20 protein-coding genes and 1 tRNA gene are annotated in these 20,077 nt (G+C 65.2%); 11 read left to right on the forward strand and 10 right to left on the reverse strand.

The features are described 5' to 3' along the window. Position 1: 1 nt before the first annotated feature. From tusB to DDZ17_RS01440, 5 genes are all read left to right on the forward strand, one after another. Positions 2 to 295, forward strand: coding sequence for a sulfurtransferase complex subunit TusB (gene tusB, locus DDZ17_RS01420; protein WP_116364175.1), 294 nt, complete (start codon positions 2 to 4; stop codon positions 293 to 295). 2 nt (positions 296 to 297) lie between these two features. After that, on the forward strand, positions 298 to 615 hold the full coding sequence (locus DDZ17_RS01425; protein WP_116364176.1) for a TusE/DsrC/DsvC family sulfur relay protein: 318 nt from the start codon (positions 298 to 300) through the stop codon (positions 613 to 615). A 12-nt stretch (positions 616 to 627) separates the two neighbouring features. Further along, the gene (locus DDZ17_RS01430) at positions 628 to 1,653 is read left to right on the forward strand and encodes a glycosyl transferase family protein (RefSeq protein ID WP_116364177.1); all 1,026 of its coding nucleotides are present in this window, start codon (positions 628 to 630) and stop codon (positions 1,651 to 1,653) included. Beyond that, positions 1,644 to 2,744: a tRNA (uridine(54)-C5)-methyltransferase TrmA gene (gene trmA / locus DDZ17_RS01435; RefSeq protein WP_116364178.1), complete on the forward strand. Its 1,101-nt coding sequence runs from the start codon at positions 1,644 to 1,646 to the stop codon at positions 2,742 to 2,744. Before DDZ17_RS01430 ends, trmA begins: the two co-directional genes overlap by 10 nt. Positions 2,745 to 2,807: 63 nt before the next feature. Beyond that, positions 2,808 to 3,092, forward strand: coding sequence for a 4a-hydroxytetrahydrobiopterin dehydratase (locus DDZ17_RS01440; protein ID WP_116364179.1), 285 nt, complete (start codon positions 2,808 to 2,810; stop codon positions 3,090 to 3,092). 42 nt (positions 3,093 to 3,134) lie between these two features. On the opposite strand, the gene DDZ17_RS01445 is transcribed toward DDZ17_RS01440, so the two are convergent. The 8 genes from DDZ17_RS01445 to DDZ17_RS01480 all read right to left on the reverse strand — a co-directional run bounded on the left by DDZ17_RS01445 (position 3,135) and on the right by DDZ17_RS01480 (position 10,742). Beyond that, positions 3,135 to 4,064, reverse strand: a complete 930-nt coding sequence (locus DDZ17_RS01445) for a hypothetical protein (protein WP_116364180.1) — start codon at positions 4,062 to 4,064, stop codon at positions 3,135 to 3,137. Positions 4,065 to 4,071: 7 nt separating this feature from the next. Next, positions 4,072 to 4,722 (reverse strand): dUTP diphosphatase, encoded by a 651-nt coding sequence (locus DDZ17_RS01450; RefSeq protein ID WP_170150130.1) that lies wholly within the window; start codon positions 4,720 to 4,722, stop codon positions 4,072 to 4,074. Positions 4,723 to 4,791: 69 nt separating this feature from the next. Next, the gene (locus DDZ17_RS01455; RefSeq protein ID WP_116364182.1) at positions 4,792 to 6,042 is read right to left on the reverse strand and encodes an NAD-binding protein; all 1,251 of its coding nucleotides are present in this window, start codon (positions 6,040 to 6,042) and stop codon (positions 4,792 to 4,794) included. Between the two features lie 46 nt (positions 6,043 to 6,088). Beyond that, a complete protein-coding gene (locus DDZ17_RS01460) occupies positions 6,089 to 6,862 on the reverse strand; it encodes a DUF2894 domain-containing protein (RefSeq protein WP_116364183.1) in 774 nt (257 codons plus the stop codon). Next, on the reverse strand, positions 6,852 to 7,481 hold the full coding sequence (locus tag DDZ17_RS01465; RefSeq protein WP_116364184.1) for an OmpA family protein: 630 nt from the start codon (positions 7,479 to 7,481) through the stop codon (positions 6,852 to 6,854). The genes DDZ17_RS01460 and DDZ17_RS01465 overlap by 11 nt, the downstream gene beginning before the upstream one ends. Continuing rightward, the gene (locus DDZ17_RS01470) at positions 7,478 to 9,787 is read right to left on the reverse strand and encodes a DUF802 domain-containing protein (protein ID WP_116364185.1); all 2,310 of its coding nucleotides are present in this window, start codon (positions 9,785 to 9,787) and stop codon (positions 7,478 to 7,480) included. The genes DDZ17_RS01465 and DDZ17_RS01470 overlap by 4 nt, the downstream gene beginning before the upstream one ends. A gap of 2 nt (positions 9,788 to 9,789) precedes the next feature. After that, positions 9,790 to 10,488, reverse strand: a complete 699-nt coding sequence (locus tag DDZ17_RS01475; RefSeq protein WP_116364186.1) for a DUF3348 family protein — start codon at positions 10,486 to 10,488, stop codon at positions 9,790 to 9,792. 165 nt (positions 10,489 to 10,653) lie between these two features. Next, positions 10,654 to 10,742 (reverse strand) — tRNA-Leu (locus tag DDZ17_RS01480). Between the two features lie 129 nt (positions 10,743 to 10,871). On the opposite strand from DDZ17_RS01480, the gene DDZ17_RS01485 reads away from it, so the two are divergent. Both DDZ17_RS01485 and DDZ17_RS01490 read left to right on the forward strand, forming a co-directional pair. Further along, a complete protein-coding gene (locus DDZ17_RS01485) occupies positions 10,872 to 14,108 on the forward strand; it encodes an AsmA family protein (protein ID WP_157976386.1) in 3,237 nt (1,078 codons plus the stop codon). A gap of 56 nt (positions 14,109 to 14,164) precedes the next feature. Continuing rightward, positions 14,165 to 15,517: a sodium-dependent transporter gene (locus DDZ17_RS01490; protein WP_116364188.1), complete on the forward strand. Its 1,353-nt coding sequence runs from the start codon at positions 14,165 to 14,167 to the stop codon at positions 15,515 to 15,517. An 8-nt stretch (positions 15,518 to 15,525) separates the two neighbouring features. Here DDZ17_RS01490 and DDZ17_RS01495 read toward each other — a convergent pair whose 3' ends face one another. After that, complete coding sequence (locus tag DDZ17_RS01495) at positions 15,526 to 15,999, reverse strand: LEA/WHy family protein (protein ID WP_116364189.1); 474 nt, start codon at positions 15,997 to 15,999, stop codon at positions 15,526 to 15,528. A 57-nt stretch (positions 16,000 to 16,056) separates the two neighbouring features. Next, positions 16,057 to 16,224 carry a hypothetical protein gene (locus tag DDZ17_RS22605; RefSeq protein WP_170150131.1) on the reverse strand — a complete coding sequence of 56 codons (168 nt, stop codon included), beginning with the start codon at positions 16,222 to 16,224 and terminating at the stop codon, positions 16,057 to 16,059. A gap of 76 nt (positions 16,225 to 16,300) precedes the next feature. On the opposite strand from DDZ17_RS22605, the gene xrtH reads away from it, so the two are divergent. From xrtH to DDZ17_RS01515, 4 genes are all read left to right on the forward strand, one after another. Next, entirely contained in the window at positions 16,301 to 16,807 is a 507-nt protein-coding gene (xrtH, locus tag DDZ17_RS01500) for an exosortase H (RefSeq protein ID WP_116364190.1), read from the forward strand. Continuing rightward, complete coding sequence (locus tag DDZ17_RS01505; RefSeq protein WP_116364191.1) at positions 16,804 to 17,475, forward strand: exosortase H-associated membrane protein; 672 nt, start codon at positions 16,804 to 16,806, stop codon at positions 17,473 to 17,475. Before xrtH ends, DDZ17_RS01505 begins: the two co-directional genes overlap by 4 nt. A gap of 56 nt (positions 17,476 to 17,531) precedes the next feature. After that, the gene (locus tag DDZ17_RS01510) at positions 17,532 to 18,524 is read left to right on the forward strand and encodes a YbgA family protein (protein WP_206613403.1); all 993 of its coding nucleotides are present in this window, start codon (positions 17,532 to 17,534) and stop codon (positions 18,522 to 18,524) included. An 87-nt stretch (positions 18,525 to 18,611) separates the two neighbouring features. Next, the gene (locus DDZ17_RS01515) at positions 18,612 to 20,054 is read left to right on the forward strand and encodes a cryptochrome/photolyase family protein (RefSeq protein ID WP_116364192.1); all 1,443 of its coding nucleotides are present in this window, start codon (positions 18,612 to 18,614) and stop codon (positions 20,052 to 20,054) included. Positions 20,055 to 20,077 lie beyond the last annotated feature (23 nt).

Below are 20,077 nucleotides of genomic sequence, written 5' to 3' on the forward strand. Positions count from 1 at the left end.
CATGATCCTGCATACCCTGAGCGCCGCGCCCGACACGCCCGCCTTCCAACACTGCCTGGCACAGCTGCAGGCCGCGGATGCCCTGCTGCTGATGGGCAACGGGGTTTATGCCGCGCTGGTCGGGGCACCGGCTGGGCAAGCCCTCGGCAAGGCCTGCGCCAATCTGTACGTGCTGGATGACGATGCCCGCACCGCCGGCGTGGCGGCACAACTGGGTGCGGGCGTTACCCCGGTCGACTTCGATGGCTTTGTCGCCCTGAGCGAACGCTATCAGCGGCAGATCGCCTGGTACTGACGATGCTGGGGCCAGAGGCATTTGACCGCGAGGGCTTTCTGCGCAACCTGCAAGACTGGAGCCCGAGCGTAGCCGAACAGATTGCCCGCGCCGAGGGTATCGAACTCGGCGAAGGCCACTGGGAAATCCTGCACCTGCTGCGCGACTACTATGCGCAATTCGACTCATCACCGGCCATGCGCCCTCTGGTAAAATACTGCGCCGCGAAACTCGGTGCGGACAAGGGCAAGAGCCTGTATCTGCTGTCCCTGTTCCCCGGTTCGCCCGCCAAGCTCGGCAGCAAGATCGCCGGGCTCCCGAAACCCGAAAACTGCCTCTAGGAGGCGCTCAACATGCCCCCAGCCCCGCTCGCAGCCGTTGCCGCTGAGCATCCTTTTGCGCCTTTTGTCCGTATTCTCGGCAAGGGCAAAACCGGCACCCGCTCGCTGACCTTCGACGAGGCCAGAGCGGCCTTTGCCATGATCCTGCGCAACGAGGTGGAACCGCTGCAACTCGGGGCGTTCCTGATGCTGCTGCGGGTGAAGGAGGAATCCGGGGCGGAGCTGGCTGGCTTTGTGGCCGCCTGCCGCGACTGCATGGTGCCCCAGGCCCCGGCCGGTGGCGCCGACCTCGACTGGTCCACCTACGCCGGCAAAAAGCACCAGCACCCCTGGTACCTGCTGGCCATTCTGCTACTGACCCAGGCCGGCTACCGGGTGTTCATTCACGGCGCCGGTGGCCACACCGCCGGCCGGCTGTACACCGAACAAGCCATGACACAGCTGGGCCTGCCGGTGGCAACCAACTGGCAGCAGGTGCAGTCGCAGTTGGATAACAGCGCCCTGAGCTACCTGTCACTTCAGACCTTCTGCCCCGGCCTGTACGACATCATGCAGCTGAAGCCACTGCTGGGCTTGCGCTCGCCGGTCAATACCTTCGCCCGCATGCTCAACCCCCTGCAGGCACCGGCCAGCATCCAGAGCATCTTTCACCCGGCCTACGCCGCCCTGCACCGCGAGGCAGACCAGATCTTGGGCCAGAGCGCGTCGCTGGTATTTAAGGGCGACAGCGGCGAGATTGAAATCAAACCCCAGGCCAATACCAAGCTGCTGTTGCAGCGCGGCGGCGTCGCCAGCGAGGCCACCTTCGAGCGCGCCCTGGATGAGCGCGTGGCCCCGGTTGCCCAGCCGAACGTAGCGCCTGTGCGCGCCCTGTGGCGTGGCGAGGCGCATCACGCCTACGGCGAGCTGGCCACCCTGTCCACCTGTGCCGCCGCCCTGATGCTGCTGCAACCAGCGCTCGACCAGCACGGCGCGCTGGCCGAGGCCCGGCGCCTGTGGCAGGCGCGCGACGTACGGAGGCTGCCGCCATGCCCCTGAGTGCAGTTGCCCCGGAACGTTACGAGAGCCTGCTGCAGGAAAAAGTCGCCCGCGTCGGCGCCTTGCTGGCGCCCTTTGAGCCGCCGGCTCCGGCGGTGTTCCACTCGCCACCGGAGGGCTTTCGCATGCGCGCGGAATTTCGCATGTGGCACGACGGCGATGACCTCGACTACGTCATGTACCGTCGCGACGACCCCAAAACACCGGTGCCCATTCATCATTTTCCCATTGCCTGCGAGCGCATTCAGGCCCTGATGCCCAGGCTGCGGGACAGCCTGCGCGATAGCAGCGTGCTGCGCCGCAAGTTGTTCCAGGTGGAGTTTCTCAGCACCCTGGCCGGCGACACCCTGGTCACCCTGATCTACCACCGCCGGCTGGAGCAGGACTGGAACGATGCCGCCCGTGCGCTGGCACAGGCGCTGGATATCGTCATCGTGGGGCGCAGCCGCAAGCAGAAGGAAGTGCTCAGCCGGGACTATGTAACAGAGTGCCTCCCGGTGGCCGGGCAAACACTGCACTACCGCCAGTACGAGCAGGCCTTCACCCAGCCCAATGCGCGGGTCAACATTCACATGCTGGAATGGGCAGTGTCCTGCGCCCAGGCTCTGGACGGTGACCTGCTGGAGCTGTACTGCGGCAACGGCAACTTCACCCTGCCGCTGGCGGGCTGCTTCAACCAGGTGATAGCCACCGAACTGGCCAAAACATCGGTGCGCGCCGCACGCTGGAACCTGGCCCAAAACCAGGTGGACAACGTGCAGATGATTCGCCTGTCAGCCGAGGAGGTCAGCCAGGCCATGGCGGGCGAGCGGGTGTTTCGCCGGCTGGCGGATTTACCCAAGCCCCTGCAGGACTACGACCTGCGCACCGTGTTTGTCGACCCGCCACGGGCCGGCCTGGATGTAGCCACCGAAGCCATGGTCTGCGGCTTCGACCACATTCTCTACATTTCCTGCAACCCACTGACCCTGGCCGAGAACCTGCACACCCTCCGCCGCAGCCACCGCATCGAGCGCTATGCCCTGTTCGATCAGTTCCCCTACACCGACCACATGGAGTGCGGCGTGCTGCTTAGCCGCCGCCCGGTGTAGCGCTATACTTACACAGTGCACCGCTTACCGTGCACCGCAGGTTTTCAGCATAAGGAATGCGTCATGTCACTGGTCAAATTGTCTGCCGCCGAGGTTGAACAAATGCTGGCGTCACTGCCCGACTGGGGTATCGACCAGCACAAGCTCTACCGCCACTTTGTGTTCAGTAATTTTGTCGATGCCTGGGGTTTCATGTCGCAGGTGGCACTGCTGGCCGAGACGGCCAACCACCACCCGGAGTGGTCCAACGTGTACAACCGGGTGGAAATCCACCTCACTACCCACGATTGCGATGGCATCTCCGAGCGGGATTTTGCCCTGGCGAAGCAAATCAACAGCCTGCTCTGAACCAGCAAGCGCCCTGCCCCGCGTGCCCCGGCACCGGCCCCGCTAACAGCGGATGCCAAAGGCCAGCAGGCCCCGGCCCAGCACCTCGTCCAGGCGCTCGCCGTCACCTTCGTTGACCTCCAGGGCCTTCAGGCCCAGTTCCCGGTAACACTCGCGCCGGCGCAGCCGGGCAGACAGCTCGCCGCCCTCCACGTTGCTGTCCCAGCAGTCGATATAGACATTGCCGCGCGGCAGGTAGAAGTCGGCGTAGAGCGGCTCTTCGCAGGGCAGTGCCCGGTGATGGGCATGCACCAGTTGCGCCAGGTAGAGCCAGTCGCACACTTGCCGCTGCAGGTTGGAATTGAGCTGGTGACCATCCAGCGCAGAGCGCGCGGCGGCATCAGCGGCGGCAAACAGGTCTCGCTCGATGGCCTCGTCATCCTCACCACTCTCTACGCCACCCGCTGCGCCTTCCCCGGCTGCTGCCGGCAACTGGCCGGCGGGTAGCAGGCGCGACAGCTCGCGCTGCACCACCGGGTGATCCACAATTTCATGGGGCCAGGTCACGTAGAAGGTGCCGTTGTTTTCGCTTTCGGCCTGCTGCCCGCCCCAGGCCTGGCCGAGATCGGTCAGCTCCCAGCCGAGGATGCTGTGCTGCTGCAGGCCGATTTCCGCCAGCGCCCGGTTGATGCTGCGGGCGTGAACGCCGGGGAAAAAGCGCCGCAGTGAGGCGGCGGTCATGCGCTGGTTGGATTCAATGGCGCTGAGCAGCGGATGCTCCACCAGCGCTGCCGGCCACACAATATACCGCCCGAAGCGTTGGCTGTTGCGGTAGCTGCCGCCTTCGTACTCGCCCTTGGGGGTGAGCGTCCAGTTGTCTGAGCGGCGCTCAATCCAGCCATAGTCGCGCAAGGTCACAAAGAGTTGCTGCAGGGGCAGGTCCAGCGCCTTGGCCAGGGCCGTGGTGGACAGTTTGTCGGCGGCTTCGCTCACGCGTGCATCAGGCTCCGTTCAAGGTGCGGTAGCGTTGTTCCAGGGCGCGATACACCTGATCGGCAAAATCCGCCGCGCCTTCGTCCAGCGCCGCCATCAACTCCACCAGGTGCTCATTGTCTTCCCGGCCCTGCCAGTTCTTGATGTAGCTGCCGTCTTTGTAGCCGTTGTCCTGGCGGAAAAAATTGAGCACGTTCTTGCCCACATAGGCGCTGTACAGAGACTGGAAATCCAGCCCCGCCGCCAGCATCAAATCCCAGAAGCGCGACACGCAAAAGCCCTTGCTTTGCAGGGCGTGTTGCGCCAGCGCCTCGGTGGCCTCGCGCACATCCAGCGCGCGCGGTGTGTAATCCGCCACTTCCGCCGCGATGTCCGCGGCCATGTCGGCAATCAGTGCGGCATCGTCGCCATCGCGGCCGGTGCCGGGGGTAAACAGGGCCGACAGGCCAAAGTGCCAGATGTCGATCACTTCCAGCCGCACCTGCTCCATGTCCGGCTCCTGCTTCTTCCACCACTTGTAACCGTAGTGTTCGATGAGCTCGCCGCATTCAATCCAGATGGCGCGATACCACGCAAAATTCTGCTCAATCCAGTGCGCATGAATCCGGGTGTTCATCCGATGCTGCATGGCCAGCATGTTTTCCAGTGCCTGTTGCAAAGTGTTACCTCGTTGGTGCGATGAAGGCTGCCCGGCAGCCGTCAGCATAGCAGCTGCCGGGGCCCCGGCTCAGTCGTCTATGGCGGCCCAATTGCCGGGGATGTTGTCCTCCACCAGTTCATTGATACTGATGCTGATGATGTTGTGATCCTGTCCCACCTCGGCGGCGAACAGGGATTCCTTGCTGCTTCGAGCGATTACCATGGACAGTGGGTATTTGCGCCGCAGCCACAGGGCGGTGCGCAGGTTGTCCTCTTCGCGCCCGGTGCCCAGTACAAACACCGTATTGTCGCCGCGCACTTCCACCGCGTCGCTGACCTGGCGCCACACTTCCGGGTGGGAGATATCGCCATCGTATATCTCGCGCCGGTAGCTGCCGGAGAACGCCATCTGCTCATCGGCCACCAGCACCCGCCGGCGGGCGTCCCTGTCGATGATGAAGACGGTGGCCAGTTCGTCGATGGCGCAGCGCTGCAGCTCTTCAAGGATGGTCTGCCCGAAGCGGCCGAAGCCGGCGATGATGACCACATCCTTGGAACGGGTATCGCGAAAGTGCTGGATCATGTGGCTGCGCACCAGGCCGGCGGCGGCCAGGTGATAGGTGTTGAAGGTTTCGCACTGGCGGGCCACCCGGGTATCGGACATGGCGCGCATAAAGCGCAGGTTACCGCAGTGAATCACCACTCGCGAGCCAATGTCCGGCTGCTGCCTGAGCAATTTGCTGGCGGCCTCGTAGCTGCGCAGGCTGTTGTCATCCAGCAGCAGGATTTTGCGCGCCCGGTGTACCTTCAGCTGGTTGAGGCAGAACTCGTGGGTGATATCACCGATCATCACCAGCGCGTCGAAGCTGTGCTTGAACTCGTCGGTCACCGAGCTTTCAAAAGCGGTGTCGCTTACCACCACCACCGGCACTTTGGGGTTGCGCTTGCGCAATACCCTCAGGTAACTGAAGGTCAACTCCCCGTGCCCCACCACCACGATATGGTCCTGCAGGCGGCGGTACTGCCAACGGCGCGGCGCAATGGCCTTCAGCAGTGCTTCAATCAGTGTCGACGCTGCAAGGATGGGGGCACCAAAAAACGACAGCCACAGCAGGATGCGCGCCGGTAGCGAGCCCCCCTGGGGTGTGCCAAGGTCGGCGCCCCCCACCACAAACAGGGTCAGGGCGTAGTAGGCTTTGCTCAGCAGGGAACCTTCGGCCACCGCCGGGCGTTCGCTGACCGTCACGCCAAGTTCAAAGGCCACAATGGCCCCCACAAAGAAAAACAGCGCGCCGGCGGTGCGCCAGGGGAAACGTCGTCTTATTTGTATGGGTTGCATGGCGTCGCGAAAAAAAGGCCAGCTTAGCGGCGGTGGCCCGGCCCGTCTATGGCGGGCTCAGCTTTTCGAGATACAGCAGGGTGTTCAGCCAGGCCACAAAGCGCGCACTGGCCGGGGCGGATAACTGCTGCATGTTCGCCAGCGCCCGAGTGGCGAGTTTCTGCGGGTTCAGTGGGCCGGATTCCTCGGGTGCTTCTGCCACCGAGTGCGCCAGCAGTTGCTCGGCGCCGCTGCGCTGCATGCGCTGCCGATAGGAGCGCGCCGAGCGCAGTTCACCCCCTTCCACTGCCAGCCCGTATTCCGCCATCAGCTGCTGCTCCTGCTGGCGCAACTGCGCCTCCAGCGCGCCGCTGTCTTGATCCAGCGGCGAATCCCGGTGGAGCGCTTCAATCTGCATGACCAGTTCCGCCAACGGCCCCGGTGCGCGGGCCGCCGCCTGCCCGCGCTGCAGGCGCGCCAGCGCGCGCCGGTCCCAGTGCTCCAGCGCGGTGTTGATTGCAGGCACCAGCGCCGGCGCCTGCTGGTGCAGCGCCTGGGCCTGAGTGATCAGGTCTTCCCGCGCGGTGGCCAGCGCATCGGCAAACTGTGCCAGCGCCTGCCGGGCGCGCTCGCCATACCACTCGGCCAGGGGGCCTTCTGCCAGCTGGCAACGCGTGATGAGCCCGCTGAGGTAGGCAAAGCCCAGCGGGTCCAGGCGCTGGGCACCAATGCGCTCCAGCAGCGCCAGGGCGACGTCCAGCGCCATGGCGTCAAGGTCCGGCAGCGGCTCTGGCAGGTGCAGGCCGGCTTCGGGTGGCGCGCTGCCCGGTTCAGCTGTCACTGTTTTTCAACTTGGGCACCGGTGCCATTTCAACCCGGCGATTGCGGGCCCGGCCGGCTTCGTCACTGTTGGCGGCAACCGGCTGTTGCTCGCCGAAGGCGGAGGCAAATACCAGCGACGCCGGCATGCCCTCTTCTATCAGCGCCCGGGTCACGGTCAGCGCCCGCTGGGCCGACAACTCCCAGTTGTCGTCAAAGTAGCGGTTATCGCGCTGTATCGGCAGGTCGTCGGTAAAGCCGCTCACCATCAGCAGTTCCTCCCGCTGGGCCAGGTAATCCTGCAGTGGCCCGGCCAGGCTGGCCAGCAGCGAGCGCCCCTCGGCCTGTAAATCGGCCGAGTTCAAGGCAAACAGCACACTGCCGGAAATACCAATGCGACCATCGCGCAGCGAAATGCGCCCCTCGGCCAGGGGGCCTGCCAGCGCGTCTTCAAGTTGCTGGCGGCGCTGTTGTTCCACCTGGCGTCGCTCGGTTTCCTGGGCCAGGTCCCGGGCCAGTTCCAGCTGGTAGCCAATCACCCAGACCAGAATCAGCACAAACACCCCCACCAGGGCAGCCATCAGGTCGCCGAAGATGGCCCATACAGGGGTTTCTGTATTGCTGTCCTGCAGGTCGCTCACGACTTGGCCTCGGGGGCAAACAGCTGCTGCTGGCCGCCGAGCTGGCGCAGTTCCTCGATGATTTCTTTCTGCGACAGCACACTGTGGTCGATGATTTCCCGGGCCTGGGCCACGTAATAGCCGAGCTGTTCATCGCTGCGCGCGCCAGAGCGCTCCATGGCCTGTTCCATGCGTTCCAGGCCGTCGATCAGGGCCTGGTTGGCCTCGCCAAACTGGGCCACGGCGGCGCGGAAGGCTTCGCCGAGGCTGGCCACATCGCCAGCACTGCCCGCCACGTCGACTGCCAGCCCGGCCAGTTGGCCCACGCTGCCGTTTAGGTCCGCGCCGATGCTTTCGCCCAGTTCCACCAGGCTGTCGGCGGAGCGCGACACGGCGGACTGCACCGCATCCAGCTGGCTGGCCGAGGCGGACTCCATGCCATCGAGCAGCACCGCCAGGCGCTCCAGCAGCTGTTCACGCTCCTTGAGCAACTGGTTATCGCGCTCCACACTGTTGCTGAGTTCTTCGCGCAATCGGGCAATGACCTCCGCCGCGGCTTTGGGGGTTTCCGAGGCAGTTTCTATCAGGCGGGTCATTGGCGCTTCCAGGCGGTTGCCCAGCGCGGCCATATGCTCGGCTGCCACGGCTTCCAGTGCAGCCAGGCGCTCGCTTGCGGCGTCGGCGCGCTCGGCCTCGGCATCGCGCAGGGCGCTCAACTGCTCGCCGGCGGCCTTGACCAGGGCCTCAAGCTGTTCCTGCTGGCGCTCCAGCAATTGCTGCTGGGCGGCCTCGCCCTGTTCCTGCTGCCGCGCCTGGGCACCTTGCAATGCCTGCAGCTGCTCTAGAATGCTGCTGGCGCCCTTCGCTTCGCTCTCGCGCAGGGCCGCCAGTGCCGCACCGCTTTGCGCCAGCAGCGCCTGCAGGCGCTCGTCCTGCTGCTGCAAGCGCTGGGCCTCGGCGCTGGCGCTGGCTATTTGATGATCCTGCAGTATCGCCTCCAGCGCCTGCAGACGCGCGATGCCTGCCTCGGCGCGCCTGGCATCGCCTTCGGCCACGGCGTCCAGGGCGGCGGCGCTCTGCTCCAGCAACGCGGACATGCGCTCCTGATGCTGGGCCAGCCAGCGCGCTTCTGCCTGCTCGCGCTCGGCAACCAATGCTTCGGTGCGCTCAAACAAGGCTTCAAAGCGGGCCAGCAGCGTGGCCTGGGCATCGGCCTGGCCGGCCTGTAGGGCGCTGGCCGAGGATGACAGGCTATCGCCAATCTGCTGCGCCAGTGCGGCGTGCGACGCCAGCTGCTTATCGCCCGCGGCCACCACCTGTGCCTGCACCCGTTCGGTTGCCGCGTTCAGGTGGCCGGCCAGGTACTCCCCCTGCTCCCGGGCCAGGACAAGCAGCTCGCTGCGGGTGGATTCGCTGTGTGCGGCCAGCGTAGACACTGTGGACTCCAGCGCCGGGCGAATGCCATCGGCGGCGGCGCGCCCGCTTTCGGTGAGGCTGCTGTGCAATGTGCTGCCCACGTCTTGCGCCAGGCGGCTGAACTCGGCGCTCAGGCCGTCCTGCAGAGTCTTCTGATTCGCCAGCAGTGAATCCCCCAGTTCACTGCCCATGTGCGACAGGCGATCGACCAGTGCATCCAGGCGCTCCACCACCGCGGGCACCGCGGCGGACTGTGCTTCCAGCGCCTCGAAGGCCTGCTGGCGACGGCGATCCAGGTGATGGGCAGGAAAGCGGCTGCGGGCAAAATCATCCAGCGCCCGGCTTGCCAGCAAGCGCTCGCGGCGGCACAGCACCGACAACAGGCCCAGGCAGGCAGACGCGGCAATACCGGCAACCGATGTGCCAAAGGCTACGCCGAGCCCGGCAATGGGCGCGGCCAGGCCAGCGCGAATGGCCTCCAGTTCAGTGCTGCCCTGCAGGGCGCCCACCGCGCCAGACAGGGTGTCCACCATGCCAAAAAAGGTGCCCAGCAGGCCCAGCATCACCAGCAGGCCCACCAGATAGGGCGTGAACAGCGGCCCGGGCAACGCCACCGGGCGCCCCTCGATACGCAGCTGCACCGGCCCGCGCAGCTCGCCGTCCAGGCGGCCCAGCCACGGTTCAAGTGCGCAAACGTTGTCTGCATCCGCAGCCGGCGCGCCAAGGGCCGCCATCAGGCGGGCGGTGCTGCGGCGAAAGCGCCACAACTCGGTGATCCCGGCTGCGTAGGCCGCGCCGATCAACAGGGTCACCGCCAGCGCCAGCGTTGTGGCGCCAACAAACCCGGGCGCCACCCAGGCGATAACGGCGGCACCGGCCAGGCCGATAAGGAGGAAAAGCAGTCTATTCATGGTCACTCACGTTCCAGGTGTTCATCCAGGGCCTCCACCAGCCCCAGCACGGGCAGCAGGCGGGCGTCTATTTCCGCCAGTAACAGCGCCTGTACGTCGGTTTTCAGTTGTTGTTCGGCATCGGCGTTGCCCTGTAGCAGCGCTTCGCGTGCCGCCGCCTGCATTTTTTCCAGTACGTCCGGAATGTTGCCAAACAGGCGCCGGCTGTGGGCAGACAGGGCATCCATCAGTGTCTGGTCAAGGGTTGCCAGCTGCATGAGGCTGGGGGAACAGCCGCTGAGGGCGTCGCGACAGCGCTCCTGCAGGCCGCGCGCCCGGGCGTCCATTTCGCGCTGGTGGGCGGTGTAAAACCGCCGCAGGGCTTCCCCGCCCTTGCTCTCAAGTACGGCCTCTGGCCAGCGTATGCGGGTGGCGCCGCTGCCCGGCGTCAGGCTGCGCATCACCGCGGCCATCATGGCGGCGCGCACGCGCAGGAAGTCCTCGCGGGCGCGGGTCGGGTCTTCATCCACCGGCTCAAAGGGCTGGCGCTCCAGCAGCGCCAGCGTGTCCGCCAGCGTAACCGAGTGCGACAGGTCGATAAGGCTGCCCAGGCGCGGGCCGAACTGGCGTGATTCACCACCACCAGCGGGCCCGCCCAAGGAACTGAGCAGGCTGATCAGGCGCGTCTGGCTGAAACTGGTGGAGGTCGGCGTTCGGCTCATCACGTATCGGGCGGGTGAAACACTCGCCCGGCGCGCACATTATTCGCTAACTTATTGATTTAAGTGCGCTTTTTCTGGCTTGCAGGCAAGAAATACCAAGCCCGCATTATACGTGGGAGCCCGGTGATGGCAAGGGCGCGCCCACGTGCCAGCCGGGCCGGCATGTGGTGCGACGGGCGGGACTTGAACCCGCAAGGCCTGTTAAAGCCGGGGGAGTTTAAGTCCCCTGTGTTTACCAATTTCACCACCGTCGCCGGGCAACCATGAGGCAGGTGCTGAACGGCGCCCTGCCCCGAGGGGGCGGCATCATAGCACAGCGCTTGCACCAGCGGGCAAGGCGCGGCGTGCTACACTGCCGCTACCATCATCGAACCCGCCACTGCATGCGTCTGCTCGCTGTCCTGCTGATAGCCCTGCTACTGGGCGCCCTTGTGCTGACCGGCGCCACAGCGTGGGTGTTGCAGTCGCCCGAGCGCAGCGTGGCCGCGCTAAAGTGGGCCGTGGCAACGTTCAGCGACCTGCGCCTGGAGCTGACAAACGCACGGCTGGCGCCGGCGGACGATGCGCTTTCTGCCGGGCAGATTCTGCTCTACCAGCAGGACAGCGATGCCCTGCCCCTGCTCAGTGTGCAGAATTTCCAGGCCACATTGACCCCGCACCGGCTGCCCCTTGACCGGCTGCAGGATGCCCGCCTCAGCGCCGACAACCTCACCATCTACATTGCCGCCCACGACAGCACCGAAGACCCAAGCCCGGCCCGCTGGATGAGCTATCTGCGCTGGCTGCCCCGGCGCCTGGACATTGGCTCGGTGCATCTGGTGCGCCAGGGTGAGGACATTCTGGTGTTCCCCCTGCGCGACCTCAGCGGCGAGCGCGACGGCGCCGGCAGCTACCGCCTGCATGCGGTGGGCGATTTACACGGCGAGCCGCTGGATACCACGGTGTACCTTTACGCCCTGCGCAGCCGCAGCGGCTTTCGTGGCATACAGCTGCGTGCCGAGCTGCACGCCACGCGCAGCGCCCGGCTGGCCATTCTGCAAGGCGAGGTGCTGGGCGGCGTGGAGGATTTCAGCTACGACCTCAGCCTGAATGCCGCTCTGCCGGATATCACCCAGCTGGACGGTATCAGCGCGCAACTGGCGGGCCTGGAGGATGCTCTGGACGGTAGTGAGGGGGCGGTAGAAGGCGCACTGCAAATACGCGGCAGGCTACAGGGCGACAGCCGGCAGTTTCACCTCAGTGACGCCGAGTTTGCCCTGCTGAACGCCCCGCGCTACGAATTTATCGCCCGCGGCACCTTTGACTACCGCGGCCCTGGCGACACGCTGTTACAGGCCCGGGCCAGCGGCCAGATGGAGGAACTGGGCCTGCTGCTGAACTGGTTGGATATCGACCTGTCCAGCCTTGGCAGCGCCAGTGCCGAACTCCAGCTACAGGGCCCGCTCAATGCGCTGGCGGTACCCGAATTCACCCTGCAAACCCGTCACCAGCGCGGCCTGGAACTCAGCTTGCAAGGCAGCCTGGCCGCCGGCGCCCTCACCGCCTCAAGCTTGCAGCCCGAGGGCAACGCCATTCAGGTGCGGGCCCGGGGTACTGGCCTGAGCGTGCTCAAGCAGTGGCTGGGGGAGCTACCCTTCGAGCCAGGCCCCTGGCAACTCGATGCCACCCTTGGCGGCGGCCGCCAGCAGGCCACCTTGCGCGATATTCGCGCCCGACTCGGCGAGGCCGGACAAACCGAGATTATCGCCAGCGGGACCATTGGCCCGGTGAGCCTCACCCCGCCCTTTGGCGCTGCCTCGGTGCGCGGCATCGATCTGGACCTGACCCTCAAGGCCAGCTCGGCGGCGCAGGTCAACCAATGGTTTGATCTACAGCTGGACGAAGACCACCAGCTACACGCCACGGCCCACGCTGGCGGCAGTGCCGACAATCTTAAGATCAGCGCGGGCAGCGCCGAGCTAAACAGCAGCGACCTCAGCGTGCACCTGAGCGAGTTGACCGGCGAGCTGGATGCCCGGTGGCAGCCCAAGGGGTTTGCCGCCGCCCTCAGCGCCGGCCTCAGCGATACCAGCGCCCTGTCACAGTATGTTGCCTCGCCGGTGCCGGTGCTCGGGGCCGTGAACCTCACCGCCAGGTTGCAGCAGGCCGGCACACAGTGGCAGCTCAAAGACCTGCGCGGCGGCATCGACAGCGAACAGCTGGCGCTTGAGGTACAGGGCAGTATCGACCACCTGCCCACCCTGGCCGGCACCCGGCTAACACTGGATTTTGCCCGCCTGGATTTGCGCAACCTGCTGCACAACCAGCTGGATGACTTTCGCTACCCGGCGCCCCTGGGCCGCCTGGCTGGCAATGTGGCAGTACGCCGGCAAGCGGGCCGCTGGAATATACCGGCGTTTACCTTGGCCAGCGACCACGCCGAGGCCCTGCGGATTAATGCCAGCGGCGCCCTTGGCGACCTGCTCGGGCAACCTGCCGGCGAGGTAAAGGCCGAGCTGGCAGCCAGCCCGGCCCTGCTCAAAGCCTTGAGCGGGCGCAGCATGGCGCCCCTCAAAGCGACACTGGACCTTGCTGCCAACGCCAATCGCTTTGCCTTCACTACCCGCGGCACACTCGGCGACAGCCCGCTGCAGTTTGCCGGCGAGCTAACGCACCAGGGTCGTAAGATCACCCACCTGCAGGCGCGTCTCAGCGCCCCCTCGCTGCAACTGGCGGACCTCGGCCTGCAGGCCAGCGGCAAGGCACCGGCAACAGCGGCAGCCTCCCCGGGGCTTGATGTTTCACTGGAGGACTTAATTGCCCGCCTGCCGCCCTACCCCCAGCAACTGCAATTGCAGCTGGGCAGGCTGCGGGGCGAGCGCATTGATGTGCAGGATATCGACCTGGCGCTGGAGGGCAGTGCCGGGCGCTACGTGTTGCAACGCATGAACTTTCGCGGCGACCGTTCGCGGCTGGAACTTGCCGGCCTGATCGATCTGGCCGCCGCGCCACCGGCGCTGAGCCTCGGTGGCCAGGCCCTGGCGCTGGACATGCGCCAGCTGGTGAAGGATCTGGGCCTGCAGGCCGATGTGGCCGGGATACTCACCCTGCGCGGTGGGGTGAGCGCCCGCGGCCAGCGCGCCAGCGAATGGCTTGCCAGCCTCGATGGTAACCTGTCGATGGCCCTGCAGGACGTGGAGATACAGGGCGCAGCCTACGACCTGCTGGCCACCGACCTGCTGGCCTGGATTTACTCCGGCGCGGCCCTGGAAACCTCCACCCATGTGGACTGCAGCATGGCCAGCTTTACCCTGCGCTCCGGGGTTGCCCGCAGTGACAATCTGTTTATTGAATCGCCGCGCATGCTGGCCACCGGCACCGGCACTTTCAACTTGGTGCAGCAAACGCTGGATGTGCGCATCAAGCCGCTGTCCAAAAGCCGGCTGCTGCAAATCCCCTCGGCGGTCACCCTGAGCGGCAGCCTGCAAAAGCCACGCACCTGGGTTTCGCCCATTGCCGCCACGGCGGATGCCTCTGCCGAGGCACTGATGCTGATCCCCAAACTGACCATCAAGCTGCTTGGCCTTGGCAAAGACCGCAGCGGCCCGGTGCGCCCTTGCGAGGCGCTGCCCCCGGCCTGAGGCAGCGTGGTACACTCCCGCCGCTTATAACAATCCTGCACACGGAACTATCCTCTATGGCATCTTCACGGGGCGAATTCAGCTCGCGTTTTGGCTTTATCATGGCGGCCGCGGGCAGCGCCGTTGGCCTTGGCAATATCTGGGGCTTTCCTACCCAGGCCGCCAGCAACGGCGGCGCCGCCTTCCTGCTGGTGTACCTGGTGCTAGCCTTCTCCCTGGCCTACCCGGCGCTGATGGCCGAGCTGATCATCGGCCGCCACGCCCACGCCAACGCGGTGAACGCCCTGCGCCAGATTGCCCCCGGCCCCCTCAGCCGCCGCATCGGTGTCAGCACCGGGGTTATCGGCTTTGTTGTGGCCAGCCTGATTCTCAGTTTTTACGCCATTGTGGCGGGCTGGATGATGGCGCACTGCCTGGGCGGTGTGCTCGACCTGCTCGGCTTTGACAGCGCCGCGCGCTGGCTGACCGAGTTCAGCTTTACCCGCAATGTGCTGTTCATGCTGCTGTTCATGGGGCTCACCATCGGCATTATTTCCGAGGGGGTCCAGGGGGGTATCGAACGCTGGTCCAGCCGCCTGATGCCGCTGCTGCTGGTGACCCTGGTGGTGCTTGCCCTGTACGTGTTCACACTCGATGGCGCCAGCGATGGCCTGCGGGTCTACCTGCTACCGGACTTTGAGCGCGCCCTGTCTCCCCAGTTGATCATCAGCGCCCTGGGAGCCGCGTTTTTCTCCCTGAGCCTGGGTGTGGGCACCATGCTGATCTATGGGTCCTACGTGTCCGATCGCGAGAACCTGCCGAGCCTGGGTGGCATGGTGACGCTGGTGGATATTTCCATCGCCGTGCTGGCGGGCTTTCTGGTGCTGCCGGCCATGTACGTGGCGCTGCATAACGGGGTGGAGATTTTCAATGCCAGCGGCGCGCTGATCTCCGAGGACACCCTCATCTTTACCGTGCTGCCGGCCCTGTTCGACACCATGGGGCTGGCCGGCACGGTGGTATCGCTCACGTTTTTCTTCCTGATGAGCATCGCCGCCCTGACCTCCTCCATCTCCATGCTGGAGGTGCCGGTGGCCTATACCATCGAAGAACACGGCGTAAGCCGCAAGAAGGCGGTGGTGCTGATTGGCGCAGCCATCGCCGTGGTCAGTACGCTGATTCTGCTGAATTTTGGCGAGCTGTTCGGCTTTGTGGTGGCACTGACCACCCGCTACGCCCAACCGCTGCTGGGCTTTATGTTCTGCATTTACGCCGGCTGGCTGTGGCACCGCGACAGCCTGCTGCAGGAGTTGCGCAAGGGCAACCCGACAGCCGAGCACAGCCTGTTCTGGAAGATCTGGCCCGGCTATGTGCGCGTGGTGTGCCCGCTGATTATCCTCGCCATCTTCGCCCAGTCCCTGCTGGGCTGAGGCGGGGCTCAGTTCAGGCGCAGGCTGCCGGTTTCCTCAACCCGCTGGGTGGGCACAAAGCCGTTAAAGTCGATCTTGGCGGCAAAGCGGTAGTCCAGCGCCTCACCCTGGCTGCGGCCAAGGTCTGCCAGCAGGCGCAGCATCTGGAACAAGTGAACACCGGCCTGGAGTTTCACTGTTTGTTCTGAATAGGCCTCGATGCGCGGCACCTGGTTGGTCACCCCGCTTACCAGCTCGTGATCCAGTATGTCGATGGTGTAGCTGATGCCCGCGATATCCAGGGCCTGCTTGTTGGGGTTGGCCACCCGCAGGGTGATTTCAAAGCGCGGGCCGGCCTCCTGAGACGGCAGCGCGCGCACGTTCTCTACAGTGACAGCGGGCGGGTCCATGTCGGCAATCAGCGAGGCACAGCCGCCGGCCAGCAACAGGGCGGCCAGGCACAACAGCCGCAGCGGCGCACGGCACAGTGCAGTAACAGACATCAGGGACTCTCCATAGTCAGGGGGTCAAAGTCAGGGGCAAGGTCAGGATCAGGGGCATCAGGGGTTGCCGGCTTTTTTCGCGGCCAGAAAGAACAGGGCGTAACCAAAGCTGCCGCCGGCAAACACCAGCGCCACCCAGTCACTGGTTTGCAGGTACATCCAGGTACTGAATACAAACATTAACAGGGTCAGCGCCAGGCCAATCCAGCGTGCTCCGTTGGACATCGGTGCCTCGCAGTGTGGGTGAAAATCGGTCGCGGGGCTTTCCAAGCCCGCGCGGGCTAACCATAATAGCACCGACATGAATAAGTTTATCCTCATCTTCCTGGCGGTATTGACCGGCCTGTTCACGCTGGAAATGCTGACCCCGGTGCAGGAGCACCTGGTGCAGCCCTTCACCAGTGGCCTGGCCACCCTCAGCGCGGCCCTCATTACGCCCTTTGACGCCAACGTGCTGGCCTATGGCCGCATTATCGAGCACACGACCAACCACTTTGCGGTGTCCATCGAGGCGGGCTGCAACGGGATAGAGGCCGCCATCGTGCTGATTGCCGGTATCATTGCCTTCCCCGCGCCCCTGCGCGACAAACTGCTGGCCATCGGGCTTGGCTTTATCACCATCCAGGTGCTGAACATCCTGCGCATCATCAGCCTGTTCTACCTGGGCCAGTGGAGCGAAGCGGTGTTCTCCTTCACCCACCTCTACCTGTGGCCGGTGCTGATCATGCTCGATGTGCTGATCGTATTCCTGGTCTACCTGCGCTATCTGGACCGGCGCAAAGCCACCGCGCTGGAAGCAAGCGCATGAACACCGCCACACCCCTGCGCTTTATGGGCTGGGTGATCGTGCTGATGATCCCCCTGTTTGCGCTGTGGTTTGCCCTGGGTACCTTGCCGGCGGCTCCCGGCTTTCTGCTGGCCCGTTACGCCCTGGAATGGGGGCTGCCGGATATCGTGGCCGGCGTGTCGCTGGAGCAGACCCGCATGCTGGTGTTGACCCACTTTGGCGAGGTGGACGGCGCACTGGTGAGTGCAGAAAAGGCCGGCTACCAACTGGGCTATCCGGTGGATACGCGGCTGGTGTCCTATTCCCTGCCCTTTTACGCCGCGCTGATATTCGCCGCGCGGGTGCCCCAGGCCATCGAGCGCTTCTGCCGGGGCATGGTGGTGCTGTGGCTGCTGATGGGCATTGGCCTGATCAGCATCGAGCTGAAAAACCTGATGCTCGGCCTGCAGAATGCCCTGTACACCCATGCCGCGGTGCCGCTGCCCCCGCCACCGGTGATCGCCCTGCTCTACCAGCTCAATACCCTGATCATTCCGACCCTGGCACCGGTGCTGATGTGGCTGTGGATGGCGCGCGATTCCGCCTTGCTGCAAAGCCTGTCGGGCTCGCCCGGGCAGGTCGAGGCTGACTTAGCTCCCGATCCTGCTCCCGATCCTGCTCCCGATCCCGACCCTGCCCCCAAAGGCTGAGCCGGCGGCACAACGGTAGCGCACCGGCTGATCCTTTGGCAGCGAGGTTGCGTATCATGACCATGACGACTGCAGATTCCCCGGCTCCAGCGCCCTCTCCCGCTCGCCCCCGGGTGGGCATTGGCGCCTGCCTGAATGGCCAGGCGGTACGCTACGATGGCAGCAACAAGCGCCCCCACAGCGCCCTGGCCCGCCTTTTGGAAGCCTTTGAGTTGCGCCCCTTCTGCCCGGAGGTGGGCATTGGCATGAGCGTGCCGCGCCCGCCCATTCACCTGGTGGGCAGCGAGCCCGGCCAGGTACGCGCGCTGGACGTAGCCAGCCACCAGCAGGATTACACCGACGCTCTCAGCGACTTTGCCGCCAGCGTACTGCAACGGGCGCCGGACCTGTGTGGTTACATCCTGGTTAAAAACAGCCCCAGCTGCGGCTATGCGCGGGTCAAGCGGCACCACCACAACGGCAATACCCTGGCCGCTGACAGCCAGGGCATTTTCGCCGCCACCCTGCAGCGCCTGGCCCCCCTGCTGCCGCTGGAAGATGACGGCCGCCTGCACGACCCCGGCCTGCGGGACAGCTTCATCGCCCGGGTGTTTGCCTACCACGACTGGCAGCAGTGCCGCGCCGGTAAACTCAGCGCCGGCAGGCTGGTTGCCTTCTACAGCCGCTACAAATACCAGGTGATGGCCCACAGCATTACCCACTATCGCGCGCTGGGGCGGCTGCTGGCCGATGCCGGCAAGCGCGACATCCAGGCGCTCTCAGATGAATTCATCACCCTGCTGATGCAGGCCCTGTCTCAGCGGGCGAGTGTTCGCTCCCACACCAATGTGCTGTTTCATCTGTCCGGCTATCTCAAGCGCAGCCTGGGGGATGCCGAACGCCAGCGCCTCAAGCAGCTGATTGACGAGTATCGCTGCGGGCACATCCCCCTTGTCGTGCCCATTACCATGCTGCGTCACCACTTTGCCAACCACGACAACCCCTACATTGGCCAGCAGGTCTACCTCGCCCCCTACCCCGACGAGCTAGGCATTCGCAATCAACTCTAGCGCGCTTCGCCACCTGCCAGACCCGGTGGGCGCGCTCCCGTCTGGCGGTGTGTCATCCACTTGCCTGGTAACCTGCGTATTACCCCCATGAGCCAACCGATCATCTACTGGTTCCGGCAGGATCTGCGCCTTGCAGACCTGCCGGGCCTGCAAGCCGCCGCCGCCAGCACGCGGCCCGTCATTCCCCTGTACATCCTGGATGAAGACGCACCCGGGTCGTGGCAACCCGGCGGTGCGAGCCGCTGGTGGCTGCACCACAGCCTGCAGTCGCTGGCGGCAGAACTTGCAAAGCGCTACGGGCAACAGCTGCTGCTGCGCCGGGGCAAAGCCAGCGACATACTGCCCGAGCTGTGCCGGCAGGCCAACGCGGAGAGCGTGCTGTGTACGCGCCAGTACGAGCCCTGGGCCGCCGCCCAGGAGCAGCAGCTGCACACCCTGCTGGCCAAATACAACGTAACCCTGCGGCGCTACCCGGGCAGCCTGCTGTTCGAACCCGGCTCGGTCATGACCCGCCAGGGTGGCCCCTACAAAGTCTTCACACCCTTCTGGAAGGCCTGTTGCAGCGAACCGGAGCCGCGCTTCCCCCTGCCCGCCCCGGAGCAGCTGCCCCCCTGTGATGCGCCGCCACAGGGTGAAAGCCTGGCATCAATGCAGTTGGCGCCCAGCCACCCCGACTGGGCCGAGGGCTGGCAGGCACACTGGCAACCCGGAACGGCAGGCGCCGGCGAAGCACTGGGCCGCTTCCTGCAGGCGCGGATTGAACACTACAGCCACGGCCGCGACGTGCCCGCTCTACAGGCCACCAGCCGGCTATCGCCCCACCTGCACTTTGGCGAATTGTCTCCACGTGCCATCTGGCATGCCTGCCACCAGGTGGCCCGCGAGCGCCCGGCACTTGCCAACGAAGTCCACAAATTCCTCAGCGAACTCGGCTGGCGCGAATTCTCTTACCACCTGCTGCACCACTTCCCGGATTTGCCCGCACAACCCTTCCGGGCGGATTTCACGCACTTTCCCTGGCAGCGCGATGCAACATTGCTTGCCGCCTGGCAGCAGGGGCAGACTGGCTACCCGCTGGTGGACGCCGGCATGCGCGAGCTGTGGCAAACCGGCTACATGCACAATCGGGTGCGTATGGTGGCGGCCTCCTTCCTCACCAAACACCTGCTGCAACCCTGGCAGGACGGCCAGGCCTGGTTCTGGGATACCCTGGTAGACGCCGACCTGGCCAACAACGCCGCCAGTTGGCAATGGGTGGCCGGCTGCGGCGCCGATGCCGCGCCCTATTTCCGTATTTTCAACCCCGCCGCCCAGGGCAATAAATTCGACCCCGACGGGGACTACGTAAAACGCTGGGTGCCGGAACTGCGCGAACTGCCGCCTCGCTACCTGCACCAGCCCTCGCAGGCGCCGGCCGAGGTACTTGCGGCTGCGGGCATCACCCTTGGGGAGAATTACCCGCGACCGCTGGTCGAACACAGTTGGGCGCGGGAGCGCGCCCTGGCCAGTTACCGCAGCCTGGCGCAATGAAACCCCTATAGGGAGCAGCACTC

The sequence above is a fragment of the Parahaliea mediterranea genome (genome assembly GCF_003402235.1).
Taxonomy (GTDB): domain Bacteria; phylum Pseudomonadota; class Gammaproteobacteria; order Pseudomonadales; family Halieaceae; genus Parahaliea; species Parahaliea mediterranea.

Bases quoted from the DNA above. Each gene is read 5' to 3' on its own strand.
- tusB (WP_116364175.1), top strand. From the start codon at position 2: ATGATCCTGCATACCCTGAGCGCCGCGCCCGACACGCCCGCCTTCCAA.
- DDZ17_RS01425 (WP_116364176.1), top strand. From the start codon at position 298: ATGCTGGGGCCAGAGGCATTTGACCGCGAGGGCTTTCTGCGCAACCTG.
- DDZ17_RS01430 (WP_116364177.1), top strand. From the start codon at position 628: ATGCCCCCAGCCCCGCTCGCAGCCGTTGCCGCTGAGCATCCTTTTGCG.
- trmA (WP_116364178.1), top strand. From the start codon at position 1,644: ATGCCCCTGAGTGCAGTTGCCCCGGAACGTTACGAGAGCCTGCTGCAG.
- DDZ17_RS01440 (WP_116364179.1), top strand. From the start codon at position 2,808: ATGTCACTGGTCAAATTGTCTGCCGCCGAGGTTGAACAAATGCTGGCG.
- DDZ17_RS01455 (WP_116364182.1), bottom strand. From the start codon at position 6,042: ATGCAACCCATACAAATAAGACGACGTTTCCCCTGGCGCACCGCCGGC.
- DDZ17_RS01470 (WP_116364185.1), bottom strand. From the start codon at position 9,787: ATGAATAGACTGCTTTTCCTCCTTATCGGCCTGGCCGGTGCCGCCGTT.
- DDZ17_RS01475 (WP_116364186.1), bottom strand. From the start codon at position 10,488: ATGAGCCGAACGCCGACCTCCACCAGTTTCAGCCAGACGCGCCTGATC.
- DDZ17_RS01485 (WP_157976386.1), top strand. From the start codon at position 10,872: ATGCGTCTGCTCGCTGTCCTGCTGATAGCCCTGCTACTGGGCGCCCTT.
- DDZ17_RS01490 (WP_116364188.1), top strand. From the start codon at position 14,165: ATGGCATCTTCACGGGGCGAATTCAGCTCGCGTTTTGGCTTTATCATG.
- DDZ17_RS01495 (WP_116364189.1), bottom strand. From the start codon at position 15,999: ATGTCTGTTACTGCACTGTGCCGTGCGCCGCTGCGGCTGTTGTGCCTG.
- DDZ17_RS22605 (WP_170150131.1), bottom strand. From the start codon at position 16,224: ATGTCCAACGGAGCACGCTGGATTGGCCTGGCGCTGACCCTGTTAATG.
- xrtH (WP_116364190.1), top strand. From the start codon at position 16,301: ATGAATAAGTTTATCCTCATCTTCCTGGCGGTATTGACCGGCCTGTTC.
- DDZ17_RS01505 (WP_116364191.1), top strand. From the start codon at position 16,804: ATGAACACCGCCACACCCCTGCGCTTTATGGGCTGGGTGATCGTGCTG.
- DDZ17_RS01510 (WP_206613403.1), top strand. From the start codon at position 17,532: ATGACCATGACGACTGCAGATTCCCCGGCTCCAGCGCCCTCTCCCGCT.
- DDZ17_RS01515 (WP_116364192.1), top strand. From the start codon at position 18,612: ATGAGCCAACCGATCATCTACTGGTTCCGGCAGGATCTGCGCCTTGCA.